The sequence below is a fragment of the Falsarthrobacter nasiphocae genome, from assembly GCF_031456275.1.
Taxonomy (GTDB): Bacteria; Actinomycetota; Actinomycetes; order Actinomycetales; family Micrococcaceae; genus Falsarthrobacter; species Falsarthrobacter nasiphocae.
In genome coordinates, this window is record NZ_JAVDUI010000001.1 from 1,553,277 (window position 1) to 1,573,627 (window position 20,351).

The 20,351-nt window shown below is 68.9% G+C and carries 17 protein-coding genes and 1 pseudogene; 8 read left to right on the forward strand and 10 right to left on the reverse strand.

Features of this window, described 5'->3' with window-relative positions:
- Positions 1–33: 33 nt before the first annotated feature.
- The 5 genes from J2S35_RS07010 to J2S35_RS07030 all read right to left on the reverse strand — a co-directional run bounded on the left by J2S35_RS07010 (position 34) and on the right by J2S35_RS07030 (position 4,682).
- Positions 34–1,101 carry a LacI family DNA-binding transcriptional regulator gene (locus J2S35_RS07010; protein WP_309851459.1) on the reverse strand — a complete coding sequence of 356 codons (1,068 nt, stop codon included), beginning with the start codon at positions 1,099–1,101 and terminating at the stop codon, positions 34–36.
- Positions 1,098–1,334: a hypothetical protein gene (locus J2S35_RS07015; RefSeq protein ID WP_309851462.1), complete on the reverse strand. Its 237-nt coding sequence runs from the start codon at positions 1,332–1,334 to the stop codon at positions 1,098–1,100. The genes J2S35_RS07010 and J2S35_RS07015 overlap by 4 nt, the downstream gene beginning before the upstream one ends.
- Before the next feature lie 78 nt (positions 1,335–1,412).
- Positions 1,413–2,285 (reverse strand): carbohydrate ABC transporter permease, encoded by an 873-nt coding sequence (locus J2S35_RS07020; protein ID WP_309853078.1) that lies wholly within the window; start codon positions 2,283–2,285, stop codon positions 1,413–1,415.
- Between the two features lie 50 nt (positions 2,286–2,335).
- Positions 2,336–3,355: a carbohydrate ABC transporter permease gene (locus J2S35_RS07025; RefSeq protein ID WP_309851465.1), complete on the reverse strand. Its 1,020-nt coding sequence runs from the start codon at positions 3,353–3,355 to the stop codon at positions 2,336–2,338.
- A 70-nt stretch (positions 3,356–3,425) separates the two neighbouring features.
- Positions 3,426–4,682, reverse strand: coding sequence for an ABC transporter substrate-binding protein (locus J2S35_RS07030; RefSeq protein WP_309851468.1), 1,257 nt, complete (start codon positions 4,680–4,682; stop codon positions 3,426–3,428).
- 132 nt (positions 4,683–4,814) lie between these two features.
- On the opposite strand from J2S35_RS07030, the gene J2S35_RS07035 reads away from it, so the two are divergent.
- The 3 genes from J2S35_RS07035 to J2S35_RS07045 all read left to right on the forward strand — a co-directional run bounded on the left by J2S35_RS07035 (position 4,815) and on the right by J2S35_RS07045 (position 9,046).
- Positions 4,815–6,488, forward strand: coding sequence for a glycoside hydrolase family 13 protein (locus tag J2S35_RS07035; RefSeq protein WP_309851471.1), 1,674 nt, complete (start codon positions 4,815–4,817; stop codon positions 6,486–6,488).
- Positions 6,489–6,709: 221 nt separating this feature from the next.
- Positions 6,710–7,783: a hypothetical protein gene (locus tag J2S35_RS07040; protein WP_309851473.1), complete on the forward strand. Its 1,074-nt coding sequence runs from the start codon at positions 6,710–6,712 to the stop codon at positions 7,781–7,783.
- Between the two features lie 615 nt (positions 7,784–8,398).
- Positions 8,399–9,046, forward strand: coding sequence for a hypothetical protein (locus tag J2S35_RS07045; RefSeq protein WP_309851475.1), 648 nt, complete (start codon positions 8,399–8,401; stop codon positions 9,044–9,046).
- 227 nt (positions 9,047–9,273) lie between these two features.
- Here the strand turns inward: J2S35_RS07045 and J2S35_RS09930 are convergent.
- Together J2S35_RS09930 and rarD are read right to left on the reverse strand one after the other, a co-directional pair.
- Positions 9,274–9,786, reverse strand: a pseudogene (locus J2S35_RS09930) (helix-turn-helix domain-containing protein).
- Between the two features lie 69 nt (positions 9,787–9,855).
- On the reverse strand, positions 9,856–10,815 hold the full coding sequence (rarD, locus tag J2S35_RS07060) for an EamA family transporter RarD (protein WP_309851480.1): 960 nt from the start codon (positions 10,813–10,815) through the stop codon (positions 9,856–9,858).
- A gap of 120 nt (positions 10,816–10,935) precedes the next feature.
- Here rarD and J2S35_RS07065 point away from each other — a divergent pair, with 120 nt between their 5' ends.
- Positions 10,936–12,342: an FAD-dependent oxidoreductase gene (locus J2S35_RS07065; RefSeq protein WP_309851483.1), complete on the forward strand. Its 1,407-nt coding sequence runs from the start codon at positions 10,936–10,938 to the stop codon at positions 12,340–12,342.
- 86 nt (positions 12,343–12,428) lie between these two features.
- On the opposite strand, the gene J2S35_RS07070 is transcribed toward J2S35_RS07065, so the two are convergent.
- Positions 12,429–13,157: a hypothetical protein gene (locus J2S35_RS07070; protein ID WP_309851485.1), complete on the reverse strand. Its 729-nt coding sequence runs from the start codon at positions 13,155–13,157 to the stop codon at positions 12,429–12,431.
- 158 nt (positions 13,158–13,315) lie between these two features.
- Here J2S35_RS07070 and J2S35_RS07075 point away from each other — a divergent pair, with 158 nt between their 5' ends.
- Both J2S35_RS07075 and J2S35_RS07080 read left to right on the forward strand, forming a co-directional pair.
- Positions 13,316–15,436 carry a sigma-70 family RNA polymerase sigma factor gene (locus tag J2S35_RS07075; RefSeq protein ID WP_309851489.1) on the forward strand — a complete coding sequence of 707 codons (2,121 nt, stop codon included), beginning with the start codon at positions 13,316–13,318 and terminating at the stop codon, positions 15,434–15,436.
- A gap of 136 nt (positions 15,437–15,572) precedes the next feature.
- The gene (locus J2S35_RS07080) at positions 15,573–16,256 is read left to right on the forward strand and encodes a TetR/AcrR family transcriptional regulator (protein WP_309851493.1); all 684 of its coding nucleotides are present in this window, start codon (positions 15,573–15,575) and stop codon (positions 16,254–16,256) included.
- Positions 16,257–16,429: 173 nt separating this feature from the next.
- Here the strand turns inward: J2S35_RS07080 and J2S35_RS07085 are convergent, their stop codons facing one another.
- Entirely contained in the window at positions 16,430–17,872 is a 1,443-nt protein-coding gene (locus J2S35_RS07085) for a catalase (RefSeq protein WP_309851495.1), read from the reverse strand.
- Entirely contained in the window at positions 17,865–18,383 is a 519-nt protein-coding gene (locus tag J2S35_RS07090; protein ID WP_309851498.1) for a Fur family transcriptional regulator, read from the reverse strand. The genes J2S35_RS07085 and J2S35_RS07090 overlap by 8 nt, the downstream gene beginning before the upstream one ends.
- A gap of 204 nt (positions 18,384–18,587) precedes the next feature.
- Here J2S35_RS07090 and J2S35_RS07095 point away from each other — a divergent pair, with 204 nt between their 5' ends.
- Both J2S35_RS07095 and htpX read left to right on the forward strand, forming a co-directional pair.
- Positions 18,588–19,361, forward strand: a complete 774-nt coding sequence (locus J2S35_RS07095) for a type 1 glutamine amidotransferase domain-containing protein (protein ID WP_309851500.1) — start codon at positions 18,588–18,590, stop codon at positions 19,359–19,361.
- Positions 19,362–19,414: 53 nt separating this feature from the next.
- Positions 19,415–20,311 (forward strand): zinc metalloprotease HtpX, encoded by an 897-nt coding sequence (htpX, locus tag J2S35_RS07100; RefSeq protein ID WP_309851503.1) that lies wholly within the window; start codon positions 19,415–19,417, stop codon positions 20,309–20,311.
- Positions 20,312–20,351 lie beyond the last annotated feature (40 nt).

Here is a 20,351-nt window from a genome sequence, read left to right on the forward strand (position 1 = left end):
GGCCTCTCGGCGTTCCCGCGGCCGCCGCTGAGGCTAGGCCGACACCGCGGCCGTGCTGCTGCGCACGATGAGCTCGTGGGGCTGGGCGTCTGCGACGGCCTCGGCCAGGCTCAGCCCCCCGGAGCAGGGCGTCACGCCGGCCGGCAGCGCGCCGATCCGAGACAGGGCGTGCAGGGCGGCGAGCCTCCCGTGCTCGGCGGCGTCCTGCCGGACCGTCGTCAGCCCGAACGGCTCGGAGAAGGCGTGGTCGTCGATCCCGATCACCGAGACGTCCTGGGGCACCCTCAGCCCGCACGCCCGGAGAGCGGCGGCGGCGCCGAAGCCCATCTCGTCGCTCGAGGCCACGATGGCGGTCGGACGCCTCTCGAGGCCGTTGAGCCACGCCTGCACGGCCTCGAAGGTCGAGCGCGCCGTGAACGCTGCCAGGGGGAGCCACTCCTCGCGCACAGGCAGTCCGCGGCGGGCCATGGCGGCCCGGAAGCCCTCGAGGCGCATCGTCGGCACCTCGAACGCCATCTCGAACTCCAGGGCCCCGTGCACGAACCCGATCTCGGTGTGCCCCAGACCGGCGAGGTGATCCACCGCGGTCTCGAGGACGGCGGCCTCGTCCACCGCGATGCTCGTCACCCCCGCGATGCCGTGGCCGACGACGACGACGGGAATGCCCGCCCGGCGCAGGCGCTCCTCCTCCTCGGCGGTGACGGGGAACCCGGCGACGACGAGGCCGTCGATCTTCCGTCCCCGCAGGGCCCTGTCGAACACAGCCTGGCGGTTGGCGCCGTGGCCACCGAGGCTGAACGTCATGAGGTCATACCCCGCCTCGGCGAGGGCGAGGTCCATGCCGGACATGACCGTGGAGAAGAACCACCGGTCCACGGTCGGGACGAGGACCCCGATGGTCCGGGACCGCCCGCTGGCCAGGCCCGACGCCGAGGAGGTGGGGGTATACCCCAGCTCGTCTGCGAGGCGGCGGATGCGCTCGCGGGTCCGGTCCGAGACACCGGGCTTGGAGCGCAGCGCGCGAGAGACCGTGGACGTGGCGACGCCGGCAGCGCGGGCCACCTCACGGATGTCGACGGGGCTCTCCGGGGACGGAGTCACAGAGCCTCGTCCTCATCTGGGGCGGCGTCCTGCCTGGCGGCCAGTCGTCGTCGCACTCCCCAGAGCGCCCAGATCCCGAGGACCAGCGCGAGAAGAACGAGGGAGGGGCCGGGGGACTGACGGCCCGTGAGGATGCTCCAGCCGATGAGGAGCGTGAGGCCCAGCGCGAAGGCGGCCAGGAACCCCAACGCACCGTCGAGGAGCTCGGATGGGCTGTCGCGGCGCTGGCGCACGGGGCCTCCTGGGTGGGTGCAGACATGAAACGCGGCCCCGCCCGGCCTGATGGCAAGGCGGAGCCGCGTGGGACCAGACTACTTGACGGAGCCCGTGGTCAGACCGGAGACGATGCGGCGCTGGAACACGAGGACGAGGATGACGAGGGGGATCGTCACGATCGTTCCCGCAGCCATGACGGCCGTGTACGGCTCCTGGTGCGGCTGGGCGCCCGCGAACTTGGCGATGGCGACCGTGACCGTCTGCGTCTTGTCGTTCGAGAGGACCGAGGCCATGAGGTACTCGTTCCAGGACGCAATGAACGCGAGGATCGCCGTCGTGAACACCGCAGGGGCCGCGAGCGGCATCATGATCTTCACGAACGCCTGGGCGGGCGAGCAGCCATCGATGCGCGCCGCCTCCTCGAGCTCCCACGGAAGCTCGCGGAAGAAGCTCGTCAGCGTGTACACCGTCAGGGGCAGGACGAACGAGACGGCCGGGATGATGAGCGCCTGGTACGTGCCCATCCACCCGATGTCCGTGAAGAGCTTGAACAGCGGCGAGATGAGCGCGACGCCCGGGAACATCGAGGCGCCGAGGATGAAGCCCATGACGAAGCCCTTGAACGGGAAGTCGAGGCGGGCCAGCGCGTACGCGGCGAAGACGCCGAACGCGAGCGCGATGATCGTGGACACCGACGAGACGATGAGGGAGTTCATGAGGGCCCGGCCGAAGTGGTTGCCCATCTCCGTGCTGAACGCTGTCGTGAAGTTGTCCCAGGTCGGGGCCGTGGGCCAGAGGGTCGTCTCGAAGGTCGCGTCCGAGCGGCGGAAGGCCGTGGCGGCCATCCAGTAGAACGGCGCGAGGCACCAGATGACGATGACGGCCGACGAGATGTACGTCCGGACGAGCGACCAGCCGTGGGCGCGGCGGGCGCGCCGGTGGCCCTCGGTGAGGAGCGGCGCGTCCATGCTGTCCTTGGCCGCGGCCGCAGCGACGGCGGGGGTTCCGACGGTGGAGCTCATGCGCGGCTCTCCTTCGTGGTGGTCTCAGCGGGTCGGGGGCGACGGCGGGCCTTGCGGGGGCCACTGCCTTCCGTCACGTTGGCGCCGAGGAAACGGATGAAGATGAACGCCACGCCGAAGATCACGAGGAAGGTGATCGTGGAGAGGGCCGAGGCGGAGTTGAAGCCCTGGCGGATCTGGTCGACGACGAGCATCGACAGGGTGCTCGTGTTGTTCGAGCCGCCCGTGAGGATGGCGGGGAGGTCGTACATGCGCAGCGCGTCGAGCGTCCGGAAGAGGATCGCGACCATGAGGGCCGGCTTGACGAGGGGGAGCGTGATGTGGCGGAACCGCTGCCACGTGCTCGCGCCGTCCATGCGCGCCGCCTCGTAGACGTCGCCCGGGATCATCTGGAGGCCGGCGACGATGAGCAGCGCCATGAACGGCGTTGTCTTCCAGGCGTCGGCGATGATGATGGCCCACTTGGCGCTCGTCTCGGAGCCGAGCCAGAGGATGGGGTTGCCCGGCAGGATCGTGTTGATGACGCCGTTGTAGTCGAACATGAAGTACCAGAGCTTGGCGGTGACCGCCGTGGGGATGGCCCAGGGCACGAGCACCGCAGCGCGGAGGATGCCGCGGCCCTTGAAGGTGCGGGCCATGATGATGGCCATCCAGAAGCCGAAAACGGTCTCGAGGACCACGGTCACGGCCGCGTAGAAGAACGTGTTTCCGAACGAGGACCAGAAGGATGCGCCGAGCGATCCGGGCGCACACGCGGCGCCGCCGCACTGCTGAAGGATCCAGTTCGTGTAGTTGCTGAAGCCGGCAGGACCGCCCTCGACGAACATGCCCGTCGCGGGGTCGAGGCCGGAGTCCTTGACGAACGACATCTGCACCGCGGAGATGAGCGGGTAGACGATGACGACGAGGAGGAGGAGAACGGTGGGCGCGAGGAGGAGCGCGGCCCAGGGAGCGGCTGACTTTTTCTGCGCCTGCGGTTCGAGGCGGGTGGCGCCGGAGGCGGCGGTGCTCGACATGGGGATACTCGTTTCGGATTGGGGACGGCGGGCGCGGGGGTTGCCCGCGCCCGCCGATTCCTCGCGGTGGCTACTTCGAAGACGCCGCGTTGATGGCCGTTTCCATGTCCTTCGTGGCCTGGGCGGGGGTCTTCTCACCCTTGATGGCGGCGTAGGAGTTGTCCTGGATGGCCTTGGTGACGGCCGGGTAGTACGGCGTCACGGGGCGCGGCTCGGCGGACTCGAGGGACTGCTTCAGCACCGAGAGGTACGGGAGCTCCTTCGTCAGCGCCGGGTCGTCGTAGAGCGATGCGGTGACGGGGGCCAGGGAGCCCTTGATCGCGTTGCTCTTCTGCGTCTCCTCGGAGGAGAGGTACTTGATGAAGTCGCGGGCCGTGGCCTTGTTCTTCGAGTTGACGTTCATGGCCGCGGAGTGGCCGCCGAGCGTGGACTTGCCCGGGAGGGGCGCCATGCCGAACTTGTCCTTGACCTTGGAGGTCGCGTCCGTCTTCATGAGGTTGTAGACGTACGGCCAGTTGCGCATGAAGAGGAGCTTGCCGTCCTCGAAGGACATGCGGCCCTGCTCTTCCTTGTACGTGATGGCGGCCTTGGGGATGTTGCCGTTCGCGTAGGCGGTGGCGAGGGTCTGAAGGCCCTTCTGGGCCTCTGGGGAGTTGACAGAGGACTTGCCGTCGGAGCCCACAATCTGGCCGCCTGCGGCGTTGATCGCCTCGGAGGCGTTGACCGTGAGGCCCTCGTAGTTGGCGAACTGGCCGGCGTAGCAGTCGATGCCGTTGGACTTGGCGATCGAGCACATGCCCATCATCTCGTCCCACGTCTTCGGCGGCGTCTTCACGAGGTCCTTGCGGTACCAGAGGATGCCGCCGTCGCTGGAGGTCGGGGCGGCGTAGAGCTTGCCGTTGTAGGTTGCGGCCTTGACGGTCGCAGGCAGCATGCCCTCGGTGCTGACCGCGTTCTTGCCGTCGAGGGGGACGAGCCAGCCCTTGGCGGCGAACTCGGCGGTCCAGACGACGTCAACGGTGACGACGTCGTAGTTCGGGTTCTTGGCCTGGAAGTTCTGGACGAGGTCGTCGTGCTGCTGGTTGGCGTCGTCCGACTGCTCCTTGAAGGTGACCTTCTCGTTGGGGTGCTCGGCGTTCCACTTCTCGATGAGCGGACGGACGATGTTCGAGTTGTCCTTGCCCTGGACGTAGGTGATGGGACCGCGGGCGTCCTCGCCTTCGCTGGCTGCGTTCTGAGACGAGCCGGAGCCTCCGCCGCAGGCGGAGACGGAGATGGCGAGAATGCTGGCGGCGGCGACGGCCGAGAAGGCGCGGCGTGTGCTCATGGTGTGCTCCTGAGGGGATCGAGGGCGCTCCGACGCGCCCGGCCACTTGTAGTGACTGACCTCACCTTAGTAGTGTGGATGACGTCACGCAAACGCTTGCGCTGAACCCGCCGAATATCGAACGAGGAACCAATGCCCCCCCTTTCCCCGGCCCCCTGGTGGGCCGATGCCGTCATCTACCAGGTCTACCCCCGCTCGTTCGCCGACGCGGACGGGGACGGAATGGGGGACCTCGCCGGGGTGACGAGCAAGGTCCCCTACCTCGCCGAGCTCGGGGTGGACGCGATCTGGCTCTCGCCGTTCTACGTCTCGCCGCAGAATGACGGGGGGTACGACGTCGCCGACTTCCGGGACGTGGACCCGCGCTTCGGCACCCTCGCGGACTTCGACGCGCTCCTCGCCGCCGCTGCGGAGCGGGGGATTCGCATCATCGTGGACCTCGTGCCCAACCACACCTCGAGCGAGCACGCCTGGTTCAAGGAGGCCCTGGCGAGCGAGACGGGCTCTGCGGCCCGCGCGCGCTACATTTTCCGGGACGGCAAGGGGGAGGACGGATCCACGCCCCCCAACAACTGGTCCTCGATCTTCGGCGGCCCCGCCTGGACCCGCACGGAGAACGCGGACGGCACGCCCGGCCAGTGGTACCTGCACCTCTTCGACACGAGCCAGCCGGACCTCAATTGGGAGAACCCGGAGGTCTGGGCCGAGTTCCGCGACATTCTCCGCTTCTGGCTGGACCGCGGCGTCGCTGGGTTCCGGGTTGACGTCGCCCACGGCATGATCAAGGCCGAGGGCCTCCCGGACTGGGACGCCAAGGCGGGCATGATCGAGGGCGAGAACGACGACCCCAACCACGAGGGAGCCCCGTACTTCGACCAGGACGGCGTCCACGAGGTCTACCGCGACTGGAACGCCGTGCTCTCCGAGTACGACGGCGACCGGATGATGGTCGCCGAGGCGTGGGTCCCCGACGCCGAGCGGCTCTTCGCCTATGTCCGCCCGGACGAGATGCAGCAGGCCTTCAACTTCGGGTTCCTCCTCGCCGGCTGGGACGCCGAGCGGATGAGCGAGAACATCGAGCACACCCTCGAGAACTCCGCCCGCGTCGGGCGCCCGGCCACCTGGGTCCTCTCGAATCACGACACGGTGCGGCACTCCGCCCGCTACGGCCTGGCGGACCCCACCCAGTACCCGCGCGGCATCTCCGCGGAGGATGAGCAGCCGGACGGCGAGCTGGGCCTCGCCCGCGCCCGCGCCGCCGCGCTCATCGAGCTGGCGCTGCCCGGCTCCGCGTACGTGTGGGAGGGTGACGAGCTCGGCCTGCCCGAGCACACGACCCTCCCCGCCGAGGTCCGCCAGGACCCTTCGTTCTTCCGCACGAACGGCGCCGAGCGGGGCCGCGACGGGTGCCGCGTTCCCATGCCGTGGCGCGCGGACGCGCCGGGCTACGGCTTCTCCGACGCGGAGGGCCCTGCAGCCCCGTGGCTTCCCCAGCCCGAGGCGTTCGCGGAGCGCGCGGCTGACCGCCAGGTCGGAGTGGAGGGCTCGGTCTTCGAGCTCTATCGTCGAGCCATCGCGCTGCGCCGGGAACTGGGGCTCGGCTCGGCTGAGCTTTCCTTCTCGAGCCTCCACGACCCGGCCCGCGGCGTCCTCTCCTTTGACGTCGCCGGCGTGACGGTGGTCGCCAACATGGGAGACGACGACGTCGAGCTGGAGCCGCACGAGCCCATCCTCGCCTCCGAGGAGCAGTTCGCAGGAGCCGCCACCCTGCCGCCCAACGCAGCTGTCTGGGTCCGCCTCTCCTAGGGCGCGCCGCCGAACCACGTCAACATCGCCCGACCCCCGTCACCTTCGGGGGCCTCGGGTCGCGAGATCCCGTCTCGATGTTGACGTGGTTCGGTCGTTCACGGCGTGGATCGGCAGGCGCGCCCGGGCCAGGCGTGCGCGGTTCGGACGCGGCGCGAGGGTGTGGAACCCTTGTGTGAGGACAGTGTGCACACAGCCGTCGAGACGAGGGGGAGCTGAGCATGGCGATCTTCGACCGCCTATTCGGGCGCCGAAAGAAGGACGAGCAGGCCACAGGGCAGCCGGCGCAGCCGAGCGAGGCCCCGCGCCCGCCGCAGGGGGCCCCGTCCGCCGAGGCTCCTCAGCCCCAGGCCCCCGTCAAGCCATCCGCGCCTGAGCACCACACCCCGGGGCCCGCCGTCCCCGAGCGGCCCGTCCAGAGCCCTGCGCCGCGGCACACCGCGCCGGAGCCGAGGCGTGCCCCCGAGCCGCTGCGCGCCCCCGAGCGCCCCGCGGTCCCCTCCCCGGCGGCGCCTCAGCAGGCGGCTCCCGCCCAGGCCCCAGCCGGCGGTCTCACCGCGACGGGCCATCTTGACGGCTGGGAGCCGAGCGCCACCCCGGCTGAGGCCCTCTCCCGGTTCCGTGCCGCCCCCGCGGGCCTCAAGGCCGAGCGGGCGCGCCGCGAGCTGGGCCGCCACATGATCGCCACCCCGTACTTCGCGGTCCTCGGGCCCGGCGGGGACGGACGCCCCACGCTGAAGGCCGCCGTCGTCGCCTCCGAGCGCCTCCTGACCGTGTACTCGGACCGGGCCTCCGCAGAGGCCGCCCTGACCAAGAACGGCCAGGTGGCCGCGATCCCGGGCGAGGTCATTCTCGCGTGGGTCCTCGGGCAGCCCAAGGTGCGCGGCCTTCGGCTCGACCCGGTGGCGCCGGACGCCGGCAAGGACTTCGACCGCGAGCAGGTCGCCGAGGCGCTCGCGGGCCTCTCCAGCCCCGAGCTGCGGGAGCTCCTGCTCTCCGAGCGCCCCACGCCGCAGCGCGGGCTCGAGATCCTGCGCGGCGAGGGCTCCAGGGTGCTCGTGGTGCGCCGCCGCACGGCTGCAGGCACGGAGACGATGGAGCTCGCGGGACCCTCCGGCCAGCGCATCCTGCCTGTCTTCACCTCGAATGCTGAGGTCGACGCGCTCGGCACGTCGCTGGCCCCCGAGCCCATGGACGCGGCGGGCCTGCGCGAGCTCATCGCCGAACTGGGCGTGGACACGCTTCGGGTCAACCCGGCGGGCCCGTCCCTGGACCTCCCGGCGGGCTCCCTCTAGGAGGCGGCCGCGGCGCTGATGCGACACGCACGAGTCCCCATTCGAGAGCAGGCGCAGGGCGTAGAGACTTAGGTGGCAGAGCTGGAAGTTGCCCGAGCGGTCCGAGTCTTCGCTGACGTTATAACAGGAGCCCGGGCCAACAGCCTCGGCCCCATCTCCGCACGCGGCTACATGCGGGCCGAAGACGTGCTGCTCGCGACGCGCCTGGACCGGATGGGCCGGGCCACGCTGGGCACGATTGAGGCCCCTAGGGGGACGTGGTGACGGCGTGCCCTGCCTGTGCCCAAGCGTAGGCAATTCGACGCCGCCCGGGCGTCTTGGCGTAGCCGTCATGGCCCTGCTGGCCGCATGTGAGGGTTCGTTGAGCGCACCCGCGAAGGTGTCGCGGTAGTCCAGGCGAGCGATGGGGGCGGGGCCGATCCAGTCCGTTGCATAGACACGCATAGACACGCATAGAGGTGGACAGAACGGGGCCTGAAGCGCTAGTCTGGAGTCAAGCAACGCGGGTAACCCGCCGGGACCGACTCACGGTTTGTCCTCGCCGGTGAGGCGTCAAGCCCCAGATGTCTACGGACTCCCTGGGGCTGCTTTATATCCAAAACAAGGAGATCCATAGTGGGGCAAGACGAGAAGCTGGTGCGTCTTTATCAGGCGAACAAGCGCTCGACGGCCTACTTGGATGAGAGCTTCGAGACAGACGAGAGCACGGGCGAGACCTTCTTTCTGCTGGGATGTGTCACCATCGCGGATGGGTTCCGATCCTCGACTCGGGAGGCGCTGCAGGAAGTCTTCCCCGAAGGAGCCATACATGCTTCCCCAATGTGGAAGAACAACCAATATGACTCCTTGGAGAAGGCAGCGCGTCTGGCAGCGGAGCACCATGATGGCTTGGACATCGTTGTACAGTCGCCCCTGGGCCCCGATGATCCCACCGGTGACAAGGCTCGCCTGGCGTGCATCCGCCATTTGGCGCCTGAGTTGCATCGGGACGTGGAAGTTGACCTGTTCGTGTTCGACAAGCCGTCTCTAGAAGATATCGCGAAGCGCGACGCTCGCCTGATCAAGGACCTGGTGAAAGAGGGCCTCCTGGGCCGTTCGGTGGCCGTGCACCATGCTTACCCCAGTCATGAGCCGCTCCTCGGGCTTCCGGACATTTTGGCTTGGTCCTACCGTCAGGTCATCACGCGCGCAGACAGCCACTGGTTCAAGCACTTTGAGGGACATAAGGGCCTAGTTATCAAGCGTCTGGACCCTCCTGTCTGACCAGGGCTAGAAACAACGATCGGCGTTCAAGGCCACTGGCTGCTGTCTCACCCGTCGTGGACCTTGATGTCCTCTGGACCGATGGTGAGCTTCCCGGCCTTCATCTGGCGGTCATTCTCATCGACGAGGTCAAGAAGTTCCCCCATGCTCTCCTCGCTAGCGTCGATCCGCGCTCGTCGGGCATGGTGGGGCCTCTCGTGTGATTGCGGGCGGCCTAGGTGTACCCGTCAGCACGTAGGTGACGGTCGACTGATCGGGGGCAGGCCTCCGAGCGCGCTGTGCCCTCGTTGAGTGGTGTAGTTCTCCAGCCAGGGTGCAAGTGCTGCAGTGCCGGTGTCGTTGCTCGTGAAGTCGTACCCGCCCCAGCCCTGCTTTTGGGGGCGTTGGCTCGTCCATGGGTGCGCCAGCCGCCTCCGTCGGGGATTGTGCCGAGTTTCTTCACATCCATATGAACGATCTCGCCCGGACGCTGACGCTCATGCCGGTGGGCGGTTTGCTTCGAGGTGCGGATGAGGGCCCCGCTCATCGGGTCGCCTTGACTCATGCGCGGGGAGACCTTCAGCGGCGCAGCGCTTGATCCAGGTGGCCACGCACGTGCGGGAGACGCCCATCGCGGTGGCGGTATGGGCTTGTGTCCAGCCGTCCTGGTGGCGTTGGACGATGAGCAAACGGCCGTGAAACGTCAGTCGCGCGTTACGGTAGGCATGAGAACCTCCGGTGGGTAGCTGGGCCTTCGACAAGCCACATCCCACTCGGAGGTTCTCTTTCTTTCAAGTCCGGCCGGTCACCAACGTCCTGGCCGGGTGCATCTAGGAGGCGGCCGCGGCGCGGCGCACGGCGCCTCGAGCGCGCACGGAGTGCTGGACGGCGTCGCTCGTGAGCACGGCGAGCGCGAGCCAGATGAGTCCGAACCCGATCCATCGCGCCGTCGACATCTCCTCCCGGAAGACGAGGAGCGCGCAGAGGAACTGCATGACGGGCGTGACGTACTGGAGCATGCCGATCAGGCTGAGGGGCAGGCGGGACGCCGCCGCGCCGAAGAAGAGCAGTGGCACGGCCGTGACGATCCCGCTGGCCGCCATGATCCAGAAGTGCGCGGCCCCGAAGCGCAGGAGCGTGGGCTCGCCCAGCACGCCCGTCGCAATCCCCGCCATCGGCAGCCCGAGGGCCACGAGGGCCGGAATGGTGAGGATGAGCGTCTCGACCGTGAGCGAGCCGAGCGCGGTCGTTCCCGGCCGCAGGCCCTTCTTCGTGAAGCCGTAGAGGCCGAACGTCAGCGCGAGAGACAGCGCGATGAACGGCACGCGCCCCAGGGCGGCCGTCAGGACGACGACGGCGAGTGCTCCCAGCCCCATCGCCGCCCACTGCATCCTCCGCAGGCGCTCCTTGAGGACGACGACGCCGAGCAGCACGGGGATCATCGGGTTGATGAAGTACCCCAGCGCGGCCTCGAGCGCGTTGTGGCTGAGCACCGCGAGGACGAAAATGAGCCAGTTCGCGGCGATGAGGACGCTCGCGAGCGCCAGGCGCGCCACGCTGCTCCGGTCGGCGACGATCCAGCGGACGTCGCCCCAGGAGCGCATGACGGTCAGGAGAAGGGCACAGAAGACGGCCGAGAACAGAACGCGGGCGGCGACCACCTCGACGCCCGCGGCCGGGGCCAGGAGAGCGAAGTACAGGGGCAGAACGCCCCAGAGAAGGTAAGCGCCCAGCCCATAGAGGACGCCGCGGCCTGTGCCGCTCGCCCCCGCTCTCGTGTTCTCAGCCAAAAAGGGTCCCTCGTCGTGTCGTTATCCAGGTGCCAGCGGTAGAATGAAGTGCTGATGCGCCCTCATACGGTTTCAGGGTGCAACTTACAACATTGACACCCACACCGCGAGGTATTTCCAGTGACTGAATCCACGGCTCCCCGTCCGCTGCGCGTCGCCATCGTTGGGGCCGGCCCGGCTGGAGTGTACGCCGCGGATCTGCTGCTCAAGTCTGCCCCCGTGTCCTCGGGGGAGCGGCCCGTGCGGATTGACCTCTTTGACCGCTACCCCGCCCCGTGGGGCCTCATCCGGTATGGCGTGGCCCCGGACCACCCGCGCATCAAGGGCATCGTCAACGCCCTCCACAAGGTCCTCCAGCGGGACGAGATCCGGTTCTTCGGCAACGTCGAGTTCGGCAAGGACGCGGACCTTGCCTTCTTCCGCCGCTTCTACGACGCCGTCATCTTCGCCACGGGAGCGGTCAAGGACGCGGCCCTGCCGATCCCCGGCATCGAGGCCGAGGGGAGCTTCGGCGGCGCCGACTTCGTCTCCTGGTACGACGGCCACCCGGACGTGCCTCGCACGTGGGACCTCTCCGCGAAGGAGGTCGCGGTCATCGGCAACGGCAACGTGGCCCTGGACATCGCGCGCGTCCTCTCCAAGCACGCGGACGACCTCCTCGTCACGGAGATCCCCGAGAACGTCTACGAGGGCCTCAAGTCCTCCGCCGTGACGGACGTGCACGTCTTCGGCCGCCGCGGCCCCGCGCAGGTCAAGTTCACGCCGCTGGAGCTCCGCGAGCTCTCTCACTCCCGGGACGTGGACATCGTCCTCTATGAGGAGGACTTCGAGTTCGACGACGCCTCCGACGAGGCCATCCGGACCAACAACCAGGTCAGGACCATGGTCAACACCCTGACCAACTGGCTCGTCGAGCAGGAAGAGCGCACGGAGCAGGCCTCGCGCCGCCTCCACCTGCACTTCCTCCACTCGCCACGCGAGATCCTCACCGACGAGCGGGGCGCAGTCCGGGCCATGACCTTCGACCGCCAAGAGCTCGACGGCCACGGCAATGTCACTGCCACGGGCGAGGTCGTCGAGTACCCCGTCCAGGCCGTGTACCGGGCCGTCGGCTACTTCGGCTCGCCCCTTGAGGGCCTGGAGTACGACGACCGCCGCGGCGTCCTCCCCAACGACGGCGGCCACGTGCTGGACTCCGCGGGGGAGATCGTCCCGGGCGTCTACGCCACGGGATGGATCAAGCGCGGGCCCGTCGGCCTGATCGGTCATACCAAGTCGGACGCCTCCGAGACCATCGCGATGCTCCTCGAGGATGCGGACTCGCTCTACACGGCGGAGAGCCCCGAGCCGGAGAGCGTGGATGCCGCCCTTGAGGCGAAGGGCGTCGAGTTCACCACGTGGGAGGGCTGGCTGGAGCTGGACGCCCACGAGCGCGCCCTCGGAACGGACGGCGAGTGGCCGGTGGAGCGCGAGCGCGTCAAGGTCGTCGACCGTGACGACATGGTTCGGATCTCTCGCGGCCGCTGACGCCCGAGCGGCGCTTCAGCGCCTGGGCGGCGACTGCCGCCGCGCCAGCCGTCGTCGTCTCTGCCGTGCGGCGACGCTGTCCGGCCTCAGCGGAACGGCTCGAGGAGGCCGGCGAGCTGTTCGCGCCGGCAGGGGAGTGGCTCGATCGAGGCCCGGATGGGGGAGCGCCCGTCGCTGCTCTCTCTGATCCATGTGACGAGCTCGTGCAGCCGGGCCATCGTCTCGGGCCCGCTGACGAAGACGGCAAGGAGCGTGCCGTGGGCCAGGGTGGACAGGCCGCCGAGGGGCTCGAAAGTCTCCTGGGCCTTCTCTCCCAGGAGGGCTGCTCGCTCGTGGGCCGGGACGCTGCGGCCCACCGCGTCGGTGGTGATGGCCGCGAGGACGGTGTTCTTGTCCAGCGGGCGGGCGGCGTCGTCGTACATTTCCTCGAGGCGACGCGAGAAGTGGGGGAACGTGGCGAGGCCGGTGGCCGGGTCCACGCAGGAGATGGCGGGGGAATAGCCGAGGCTCTCGTCCGCCCAGGCGTCCGCGTAGGCGGCGACGTAGCGCCGCTGGTGCTCGCACCCGGGGGTGGCGAGCCAGGAGCAGGAGTCGAAGAGTGCGAAGAGGTCCGCGAGGGCCTCCGCGATGCCCACGCCGATTCTGGCGCGGTGACGGCCCAGCTCCTCCATGACCTCGGTCACATCCCGGCGCTCCACGAGCAGCTGCGGCAAGGTCTCGGTCGCCGGACAGCCCCAGTCCTCGGGCACGCGCCACTCGCGGGCCAGCGAGGTCCGTTTCCACCGCTCCCGAAGAGCGTCTGCGCGCCGCGTCATGCCCTAGAGGTCTCCTGTGTCAGCCGTTCGAATTGTGGGGGGATTCAGGACATCATAGAATGGATCGCCCCCTCAAGGGGATCCGTGCATTGCGGTGTTCGGGCGAAGAGCACCATCCCCCTGTTCGGATCAGCTCTCTGTTGGAAGGTCAGCCCCCGATGCCTACTGCCGAAACCGCCGCCTCGCTCGCCGAGCGCTCCGACGCCGAGCTCATCGCCGCCTCGCGCAGCGGGGACCAGGGCTCCTTTGAGGAGCTGTACCGCCGCCACGCGGACGCGGTGCGCTCTGTCGCCCGCCGTCACGTCAACAACCAGTCTGACGTCGAGGACCTGACGTCTGAGGCCTTCGCCAAGGTCCTCGAGCTCCTCCAGCGGGGGATCGGACCCCACTCCTTCTTCCGGGCCTACGTCTGCACGACGGTGTCCCGGCTCGCCTTCGCCGCCAACCAGCAGGGGGACCGGTCTCGGCCCACGGACGAGCCCGAGCTCTTCGACGATCCCGACGAAGGCGCCTCTGACCCCATCATGAAGAAGTTCGAGTCCGGGGTCGTCGCCCGCGCCTTCCTGTCTCTCCCGGAGCGCTGGCAGTCCGTCCTCTGGTACCAGATTGTCGACGGCATGACCCCCGCGGAGATCGCACCCTTGCTGGGGCTGCGCCCCAACGGGGTCTCCGCTCTCCTCGTGCGCGCCAAGGAGGGGCTCCGCAACGCCTACCTCCAGGAGCACGTCCAGCAGGCAGGCGAGGACGAGTGCGCGCCCCACGCGGCGATGCTCGGCGCCTATGTGCGCAACGGGCTGAGCGCGCGGAACCGCTCCCGTGTGGAGGCGCACGTCACGACGTGCTCGCGGTGCGCCGCGCTCATCCTTCAGCTTGAGGACGTGAGCGTCGGCATGCGAGGGATCGTCCTTCCGCTGCACATCGGTCTCATCGGCGGGGGCGGCACGCTTCTCGCGGCAGCGGCTGGCTCCGGTGCGGCCGGTGGTCTTGCGGGGTCTCCTTCAGGCGCGGCCGACGCCGTCCCGTCTCACGCGGGCGCCGCCGTAGAGGCGGCGGGGCCTGGGCTCGGCGCCGCGGGGGCTGCGGGCGCCGCCGGGGCGCTCGCCTCTGCGGCCCCGGCCGCCGCGGCCGTGCCCAAGCCGTGGTGGGCGGGGATGACCCAGGGCGCAGGCCTTGCGGCCTCGAGCGCCGGCGTGGTGGCGGTGGCCGCGACGGTCGTCGCCGTCACGGGGGCCCCGCTCCCGTGGGACAAGGCGCCCTCTGCCGAGACGCCGCCGGCTTCGAGCCAGAGCGGGGAGCGCGCAGCGGGGCTGTCCGCGGCGTCCTCGACGGCGGGCGCGCAGGGCGCCTCCCAGGCCGCCCCGAAGTCCGAGCAGAAGTCGTCGCCGAAGGCCGCAGGTCAGGCCCCTGCGGGGGCCTCTGCAGCCTCTGCGGCGGCTGACCCCGCACAACAGCCGTCCGGCCCCTCTGGCGCGCCTGCTGGCGCGGGCAGCGCCGAGGCCGCCGGCCTCGCAGTGGTGCCCGCCGCCCCTGCGGGGGCGCCGCGCGTGGCTGACCCTCGTGGGCCCGCCCCGGCCGAGGCCGTCCAGCCGGACACAACTGCCCAGGCGCCCGCGCCGACGGACTCACTGGTTGAGGACCAGGCCCCGTTCAGCCAGCCTGCCCCGGATGGGGAGGCAGAAGTGCCGACGGAGGCCCCGGAGCCCGTTGCGTCCGCCGTGGCGCCGGCGGAGGCTGATCCGAGCCGTCCCGACGCCACGACGCCCCGGACCGAGCCGCTCGATCGCGTCCCCTCTTCGAGCGCCATCCCCCGCCCCACGCCGTCGTCGGAGCCGAAGGCCCCGCAGGAGAGCGACGAGCCCACGCAGACGCCGGCGCCGAGGCCGTCGGAGCCGAGCACGCCCGCCGAGGAGCCGAAGCCTGCCGAGCCCACGCAGACGCCGACGCCGAGGCCGTCGGAGCCGAGCAGGCCCGCCGACGAGCCCCATCCGTCCACACCCACGGCCCCGGTGCACTCGGTGGATTCTGTGCCCTCTCTTGTGCCAACAGACTCCACCATCAACGTGACGGTGCGGCCGGACGCGAGCAGGCCCGTGCGCTCCCTCCCGGATCCCCTGGTGGAGGAGCATGACGTCTCGGACGCGTGGAGCCCCTACGACGAGGTCATCCCCGCGCCGCTGCCCTCCCGGGACGTCCTTGACGCCCGCGAGACGACCCCGACCTCGTCAATGTCGCTTTTGGAATACCTCTTTGTCTTGAGCGACAGGCTCGGCCGCCGGTAGCGCCAAGTGATTTCGGACACCGAATCGATTGACGGCACCTCCGGGCGGGCTTACTTACAACGAGCGCTCGTCGAGGTGGTGAGGGACCCTCGCGGCAATGTGACATTTTTGCGGCAAACGTCATAGTGTCTACACCATGGGCAGACCAAAAGCACTTGATCGCAAGCAGCAACTTCTGGAAGAGATTCTCGAGTACCTGCGGACCCGTACCCTCTCCTCGGTGACGTTCCGCACGCTGGCTGACGCCCTGGGCGTCAGCTCTTACGTCCTTGTGTACCAGTTCGGCAATCGCGAGGCGCTCATCGGGGACATCGTGCGGGAGATCGACTACCGCGTGACCTACTCCGGCCTTCCGAACGAGCTGGAGGTGGACTACGCCGAGTTCGAGGCCCTCGTCGAGAGGGGCCTGGGTGAGCTTTTCACCGCCGAGAGTCGGCATCTCCTGCGCCTCCAGGTCGAGGCGGCGGTCCTTGACGCCGTCAGTGAGAACCCCAAGGGCAACTTGGCCCAGTTCCAGCACCTGTGGTCCGCGCTCGTCGTCGAGTTCGTCATGCAGCTCGGCGTGAGCAAGGAGGACGCAGAGGCGCTCGGAGCGGGCCTGATCAACACGTTCGGCGGCATCCGGCTCGACTACGTCCTCAACGGCAATGACGCCGAGGCGAGGCGGAACGTCGCCGCGTCGATGAAACTGTTGCGCGAGCTCGTCGTCGCGCGCCTGGGCGGTCCTGAGGCCGCAGAGGATGCCATGAAGAAGCGTGTCTCAGTGACGCTGGATGCGCCGGCTCTCGCCGTCGCCCAGCGCCCCAACCCCGCGCGTTAGCGCTCACGCACTAGAGAAGATCCTCCACGAGAATGCGCCGAGGGCGCCCAGCACGCGCGTGCTGGGCGCCCTCGGCATGAGAAGGGCCGCCCCGACATCAGTCCGGGCGGCCCTCGTCTCATTCGCGCGCGCGTGTCCGGGCCCGCACAGGGCCCGGACACGCGGGGCGCGGACTACTTCTTGGCGGCGAGCTTGGCGCCGAGGTCGGCGTCCACGTTCGTCCAGTAGGCCACGAAGTTCTCGCGAACGATATCCCGCTTGAGGCCCTCGAGCTGGCCCGTGAGCGTCTCCAGGAAGCGCTCTCGCTGCTCGTCCGTGAAGACCTCGCGGTAGAGCGTGCCGGGCTGGCCGAAGTCGTCGTCCTCCGAGTGGAGGTCGTAGGCGGCGCGAACCAGCTCGCCGTCGTTCTCCCACGAGTCCTCAACCGGGCCGGTCTCGTCCGAGTACGGGCGGCCGAGGGTGTTGGGCACGTAGATCGGGGCGTCGCCCGTGTGGTCGAACCGCATGTGGCCGTCCTGGCTGTAGCTGTTGACCGGGACGATCGGGCGGTTGACCGGCAGCTGCGCGAAGTTCGTGCCGATGCGGTAGCGCGCGGCATCCGAGTACGCGAACACGCGGCCCAGGAGCATCTTGTCCGGGGAGAAGCCGGTGCCGGGGACCTGGTTGCTCGGCGCGAACGCGGCCTGCTCGATCTCCGCGAAGTGGTTCTGCGGGTTGCGGTTGAGCGTCATCTTGCCGACCTCGATGAGCGGGTAGTCCTTCTGGGACACCGTCTTCGTGAGGTCGAACGGGTTGAAGCGGTACGTCTTGGCGTCCTCGTACGGGATGACCTGCACGTGGAGGGTCCAGGACGGGAACTCGCCGCGCGCGATCGCCTCGAAGAGGTCGCGGCGGTGGTAGTCGGCGTCCGCGCCGGCGATCTTCTCCGCTTCCTCGTTCGTGAGGTTCTGCTCGCCCTGGTCCGTGCGGAAGTGGTACTTCACCCAGAACTTCTCGCCGGCCTCGTTGATCCACATGTAGGTGTGGGAGCCGAAGCCGTGCATGTGGCGCCAGGAGGCGGGGAGGCCGCGGTCACCCATGAGGTAGGTGACCTGGTGCGCGGACTCGGGGTTCTGCGTCCAGAAGTCCCACTGCATGTCGCCGTCGCGCAGGCCGGAGTCCGGGAGGCGCTTCTGCGAGCGGATGAAGTGGGGGAACTTCATGGGGTCGCGGACGAAGAAGATCGGCGTGTTGTTGCCGACGATGTCCAGGTTGCCTTCCTGCGTGTAGAACTTCAGGGAGAAGCCGCGGACGTCCCGCCAGGTGTCAGGGGAGCCGAGCTCGCCTGCAACCGTGGAGAAGCGGGCGAGCATGTCCACCTTGGAGCCCGGCTGGAAGACCGAGGCCTTGGTGTACTGCGAGACGTCGTGGGTCACCTCGAACGTGCCGAACGCGCCGGAGCCCTTGGCGTGCGGACGACGCTCCGGGACGTTCATCCGGTTGAAGTGCTGCAGGGACTCCACGAGGTGGTGGTCGTGGAGGACGATCGGGCCGTTGTTGCCGATCGTCAGCGAGTTGCGATCAGAGACGGCGGGTGCGCCCTCGGGTGTGGTGGACGGGAATTTCGCGTCAGTCATGGTTCACTCCATTCATCGTGGAATCTTCGTGTCCGACGGCGGGCTGCGCGGTGTTGGCCGCGGTGGCGCAGTCGTGGCACAGGCCGCGGAAGACGACGTCCGCGACCTCGATCCGCATGTCAGTCGACTGCGGGTCGAGACAAGGGGCGTGGCCGACGGCGCAGGGCACGTCGTCCACGCGGCCGCAGGTGCGGCAGACGGCGTGGTGGTGGTTGTCCCCCACGCGCGTCTCGAAGAGGGCCCGCCCGGTGCCGAGGTCGACCTTGCGAACGAGGTCGGCTCGTTCGAGGTCCCCCAGGACGGCGTAGACGGACGGCAGGGCAATGGCTGCCTCGGGGCCCGCGACGGCGGGGATGGCTCGAGCGATCTCGTCAGCCATGAGATGGCCGGCGTCGTGCAGAGACGAGAGCACGGCGAGGCGTTGGCGAGTCACGCGCAGTCCGCGCGCCTTGAGGAGGGCGCGCCAGTCCGGCGCCGCGGGGGCGGCCGAGGTCTGCGTCACACTGTCCATGCCCCCAGGCTAGCCCTTTTCCTGAATCACTCATAATAAGGCCTGCCTCACCTTGCCGCCTCGCCCCCTGTACGCACGCCGCGAACGCTCGTCACGGAGGGCGCCAGTTTCACCGTTCTCCCAGGAACGCATGGATACGGTGAGGGAAGAGAGCGTCCTCGCGGCGTTCCCCACTGACCCCAGCCAACACCCCAGGAGGCCACCATGAAGAAGGTCCTGCTCGTCCTCACCAGCCACGACCAGCTCGGAGACACCGGCGAGAAGACCGGATACTTCGTCGGCGAGGCCGCCCACCCGTGGAAGGTCTTCACGGATGCGGGCTACTTTGTTGACTTCGCCTCGATTGCCGGCGGTCAGCCCCCGCAGGACGGCGTCGACGAGGACGACGAGATCTCGATGGCCTTCCTCAACGACGAGACCGTCAAGGCGTCCCTGTACAACACGCCCAAGGTCTCGGTTGTGGATCCGGACCTCTATGACGCGGTCTACCTCGTGGGCGGGCACGGCACCATGTTCGACTTCACCAAGCACGAGCCCCTCCAGAAGCTCGTCTCCACGGTGTACGACGACGGCGGCGTCGTGGGTGCCGTGTGCCATGGCATCGCCGGCCTCCTCGGCGCGGAGCTGGAGAACGGCCTGCGCATCCTCGAGGGCAAGAAGGCCACGTCCTTCACCAACGCGGAGGAGGAGGCAGCCAAGAAGACGGAGGCCGTTCCGTACCTCCTTCAGGATGCGGTGGAGGCCGACGGCGCCACGTTCAAGGAGGCCGAGCCCTTCGAGGAGAACGTCGTCGTGGACGAGAACCTCGTGACCGGCCAGAACCCGGCCTCCGCGGGAGGCGTGGCCAAGGAGATGGTCAAGCTCATCACCGTGGCCGTCCGCCGGGAGAAGAAGCAGGAGCAGGACGAGGCCGAGGCTCTCCGCGCCGAGAAGGACGCGGAGAAGGCCGCTGAAGAGGCAGACGACGAGAACGCCTAGCCAGGCCTCCGTCCGTGGGGCTGGCGCCCAGACTCATTGTGGAGAATGACCTCATGCATGAGCATCACAACGGACTCAAGACGGCTGCTCTCTTCGGAGGCATGTTCGCTGTCCTCCTCGCCATCGGCGCGGTCATCGCCAGCTCCACGGGGCGGCCCGGGTTCCTCTACGGGTTCGCCATCATCGGCGTCGTCATGACGTTCTACAGCTACTGGAACTCGGACAAGATCGCCATCCGGTCTATGAACGCCTACCCCGTGACGCCGGATCAGGCGCCGGAGATCTACCGGATTGTGCATGAGCTCTCGGAACGCGCCCAGCAGCCCATGCCCCGCATCTTCGTGGCGCCGACGCCCACGCCCAACGCGTTCGCCACGGGCCGCAACCCCAAGAACGCGGCCGTGTGCTGCACCGAGGGCATCCTCCAGCTGCTCGACGAGCGGGAGCTGCGCGGTGTCCTGGGGCACGAGCTCATGCACGTCTACAACCGGGACATCCTCACGAGCTCGGTGGCCGCCGCCATCGGAGGCGTCATCTCGTCCGTGGCCCAGGGGATGCTCTGGTTCGGCGGCGGAAGCCGGGAGAACCGCGGAAACCCGCTGGCGATGATCGCCGTCGCTCTCCTGGCGCCCATCGCGGCCACGGTCATCCAGATGTCCATCTCCCGCACGCGCGAGTACGACGCGGACGAGGACGGTGCACGGCTCACGCAGGACCCGCTCGCGCTCGCGTCCGCGCTCAACAAGCTCCAGACCGGCATCTCGCGGTACCCCATGGACGCGGAGAACCCGCGCGTGCAGAACACAGCGCACATGATGATCGCCAACCCGTTCCGCGGGGCCAAGCTCGGGAACATGTTCTCGACGCACCCGCCGATGGAGCAGCGCATCGCCCGTCTCGAGGCCATGGCAGGGGGCCAGGGGCGCACCGAGGTGGGCTTCTACCGCTAGGCCGCGCCCTCCGCACCGCACTGCTCCCAGCTGGCCCGCT

Excerpts from the sequence above, each read along its gene's own strand:
- J2S35_RS07020 (WP_309853078.1), bottom strand. The coding sequence starts at position 2,285 with ATGGACGCGCCGCTCCTCACCGAGGGCCACCGGCGCGCCCGCCGCGCC.
- J2S35_RS07025 (WP_309851465.1), bottom strand. The coding sequence starts at position 3,355 with ATGTCGAGCACCGCCGCCTCCGGCGCCACCCGCCTCGAACCGCAGGCG.
- J2S35_RS07030 (WP_309851468.1), bottom strand. The coding sequence starts at position 4,682 with ATGAGCACACGCCGCGCCTTCTCGGCCGTCGCCGCCGCCAGCATTCTC.
- J2S35_RS07035 (WP_309851471.1), top strand. The coding sequence starts at position 4,815 with ATGCCCCCCCTTTCCCCGGCCCCCTGGTGGGCCGATGCCGTCATCTAC.
- J2S35_RS07040 (WP_309851473.1), top strand. The coding sequence starts at position 6,710 with ATGGCGATCTTCGACCGCCTATTCGGGCGCCGAAAGAAGGACGAGCAG.
- J2S35_RS07070 (WP_309851485.1), bottom strand. The coding sequence starts at position 13,157 with ATGACGCGGCGCGCAGACGCTCTTCGGGAGCGGTGGAAACGGACCTCG.
- J2S35_RS07075 (WP_309851489.1), top strand. The coding sequence starts at position 13,316 with ATGCCTACTGCCGAAACCGCCGCCTCGCTCGCCGAGCGCTCCGACGCC.
- J2S35_RS07080 (WP_309851493.1), top strand. The coding sequence starts at position 15,573 with ATGGGCAGACCAAAAGCACTTGATCGCAAGCAGCAACTTCTGGAAGAG.
- J2S35_RS07085 (WP_309851495.1), bottom strand. The coding sequence starts at position 17,872 with ATGACTGACGCGAAATTCCCGTCCACCACACCCGAGGGCGCACCCGCC.
- J2S35_RS07090 (WP_309851498.1), bottom strand. The coding sequence starts at position 18,383 with ATGGACAGTGTGACGCAGACCTCGGCCGCCCCCGCGGCGCCGGACTGG.
- J2S35_RS07095 (WP_309851500.1), top strand. The coding sequence starts at position 18,588 with ATGAAGAAGGTCCTGCTCGTCCTCACCAGCCACGACCAGCTCGGAGAC.
- htpX (WP_309851503.1), top strand. The coding sequence starts at position 19,415 with ATGCATGAGCATCACAACGGACTCAAGACGGCTGCTCTCTTCGGAGGC.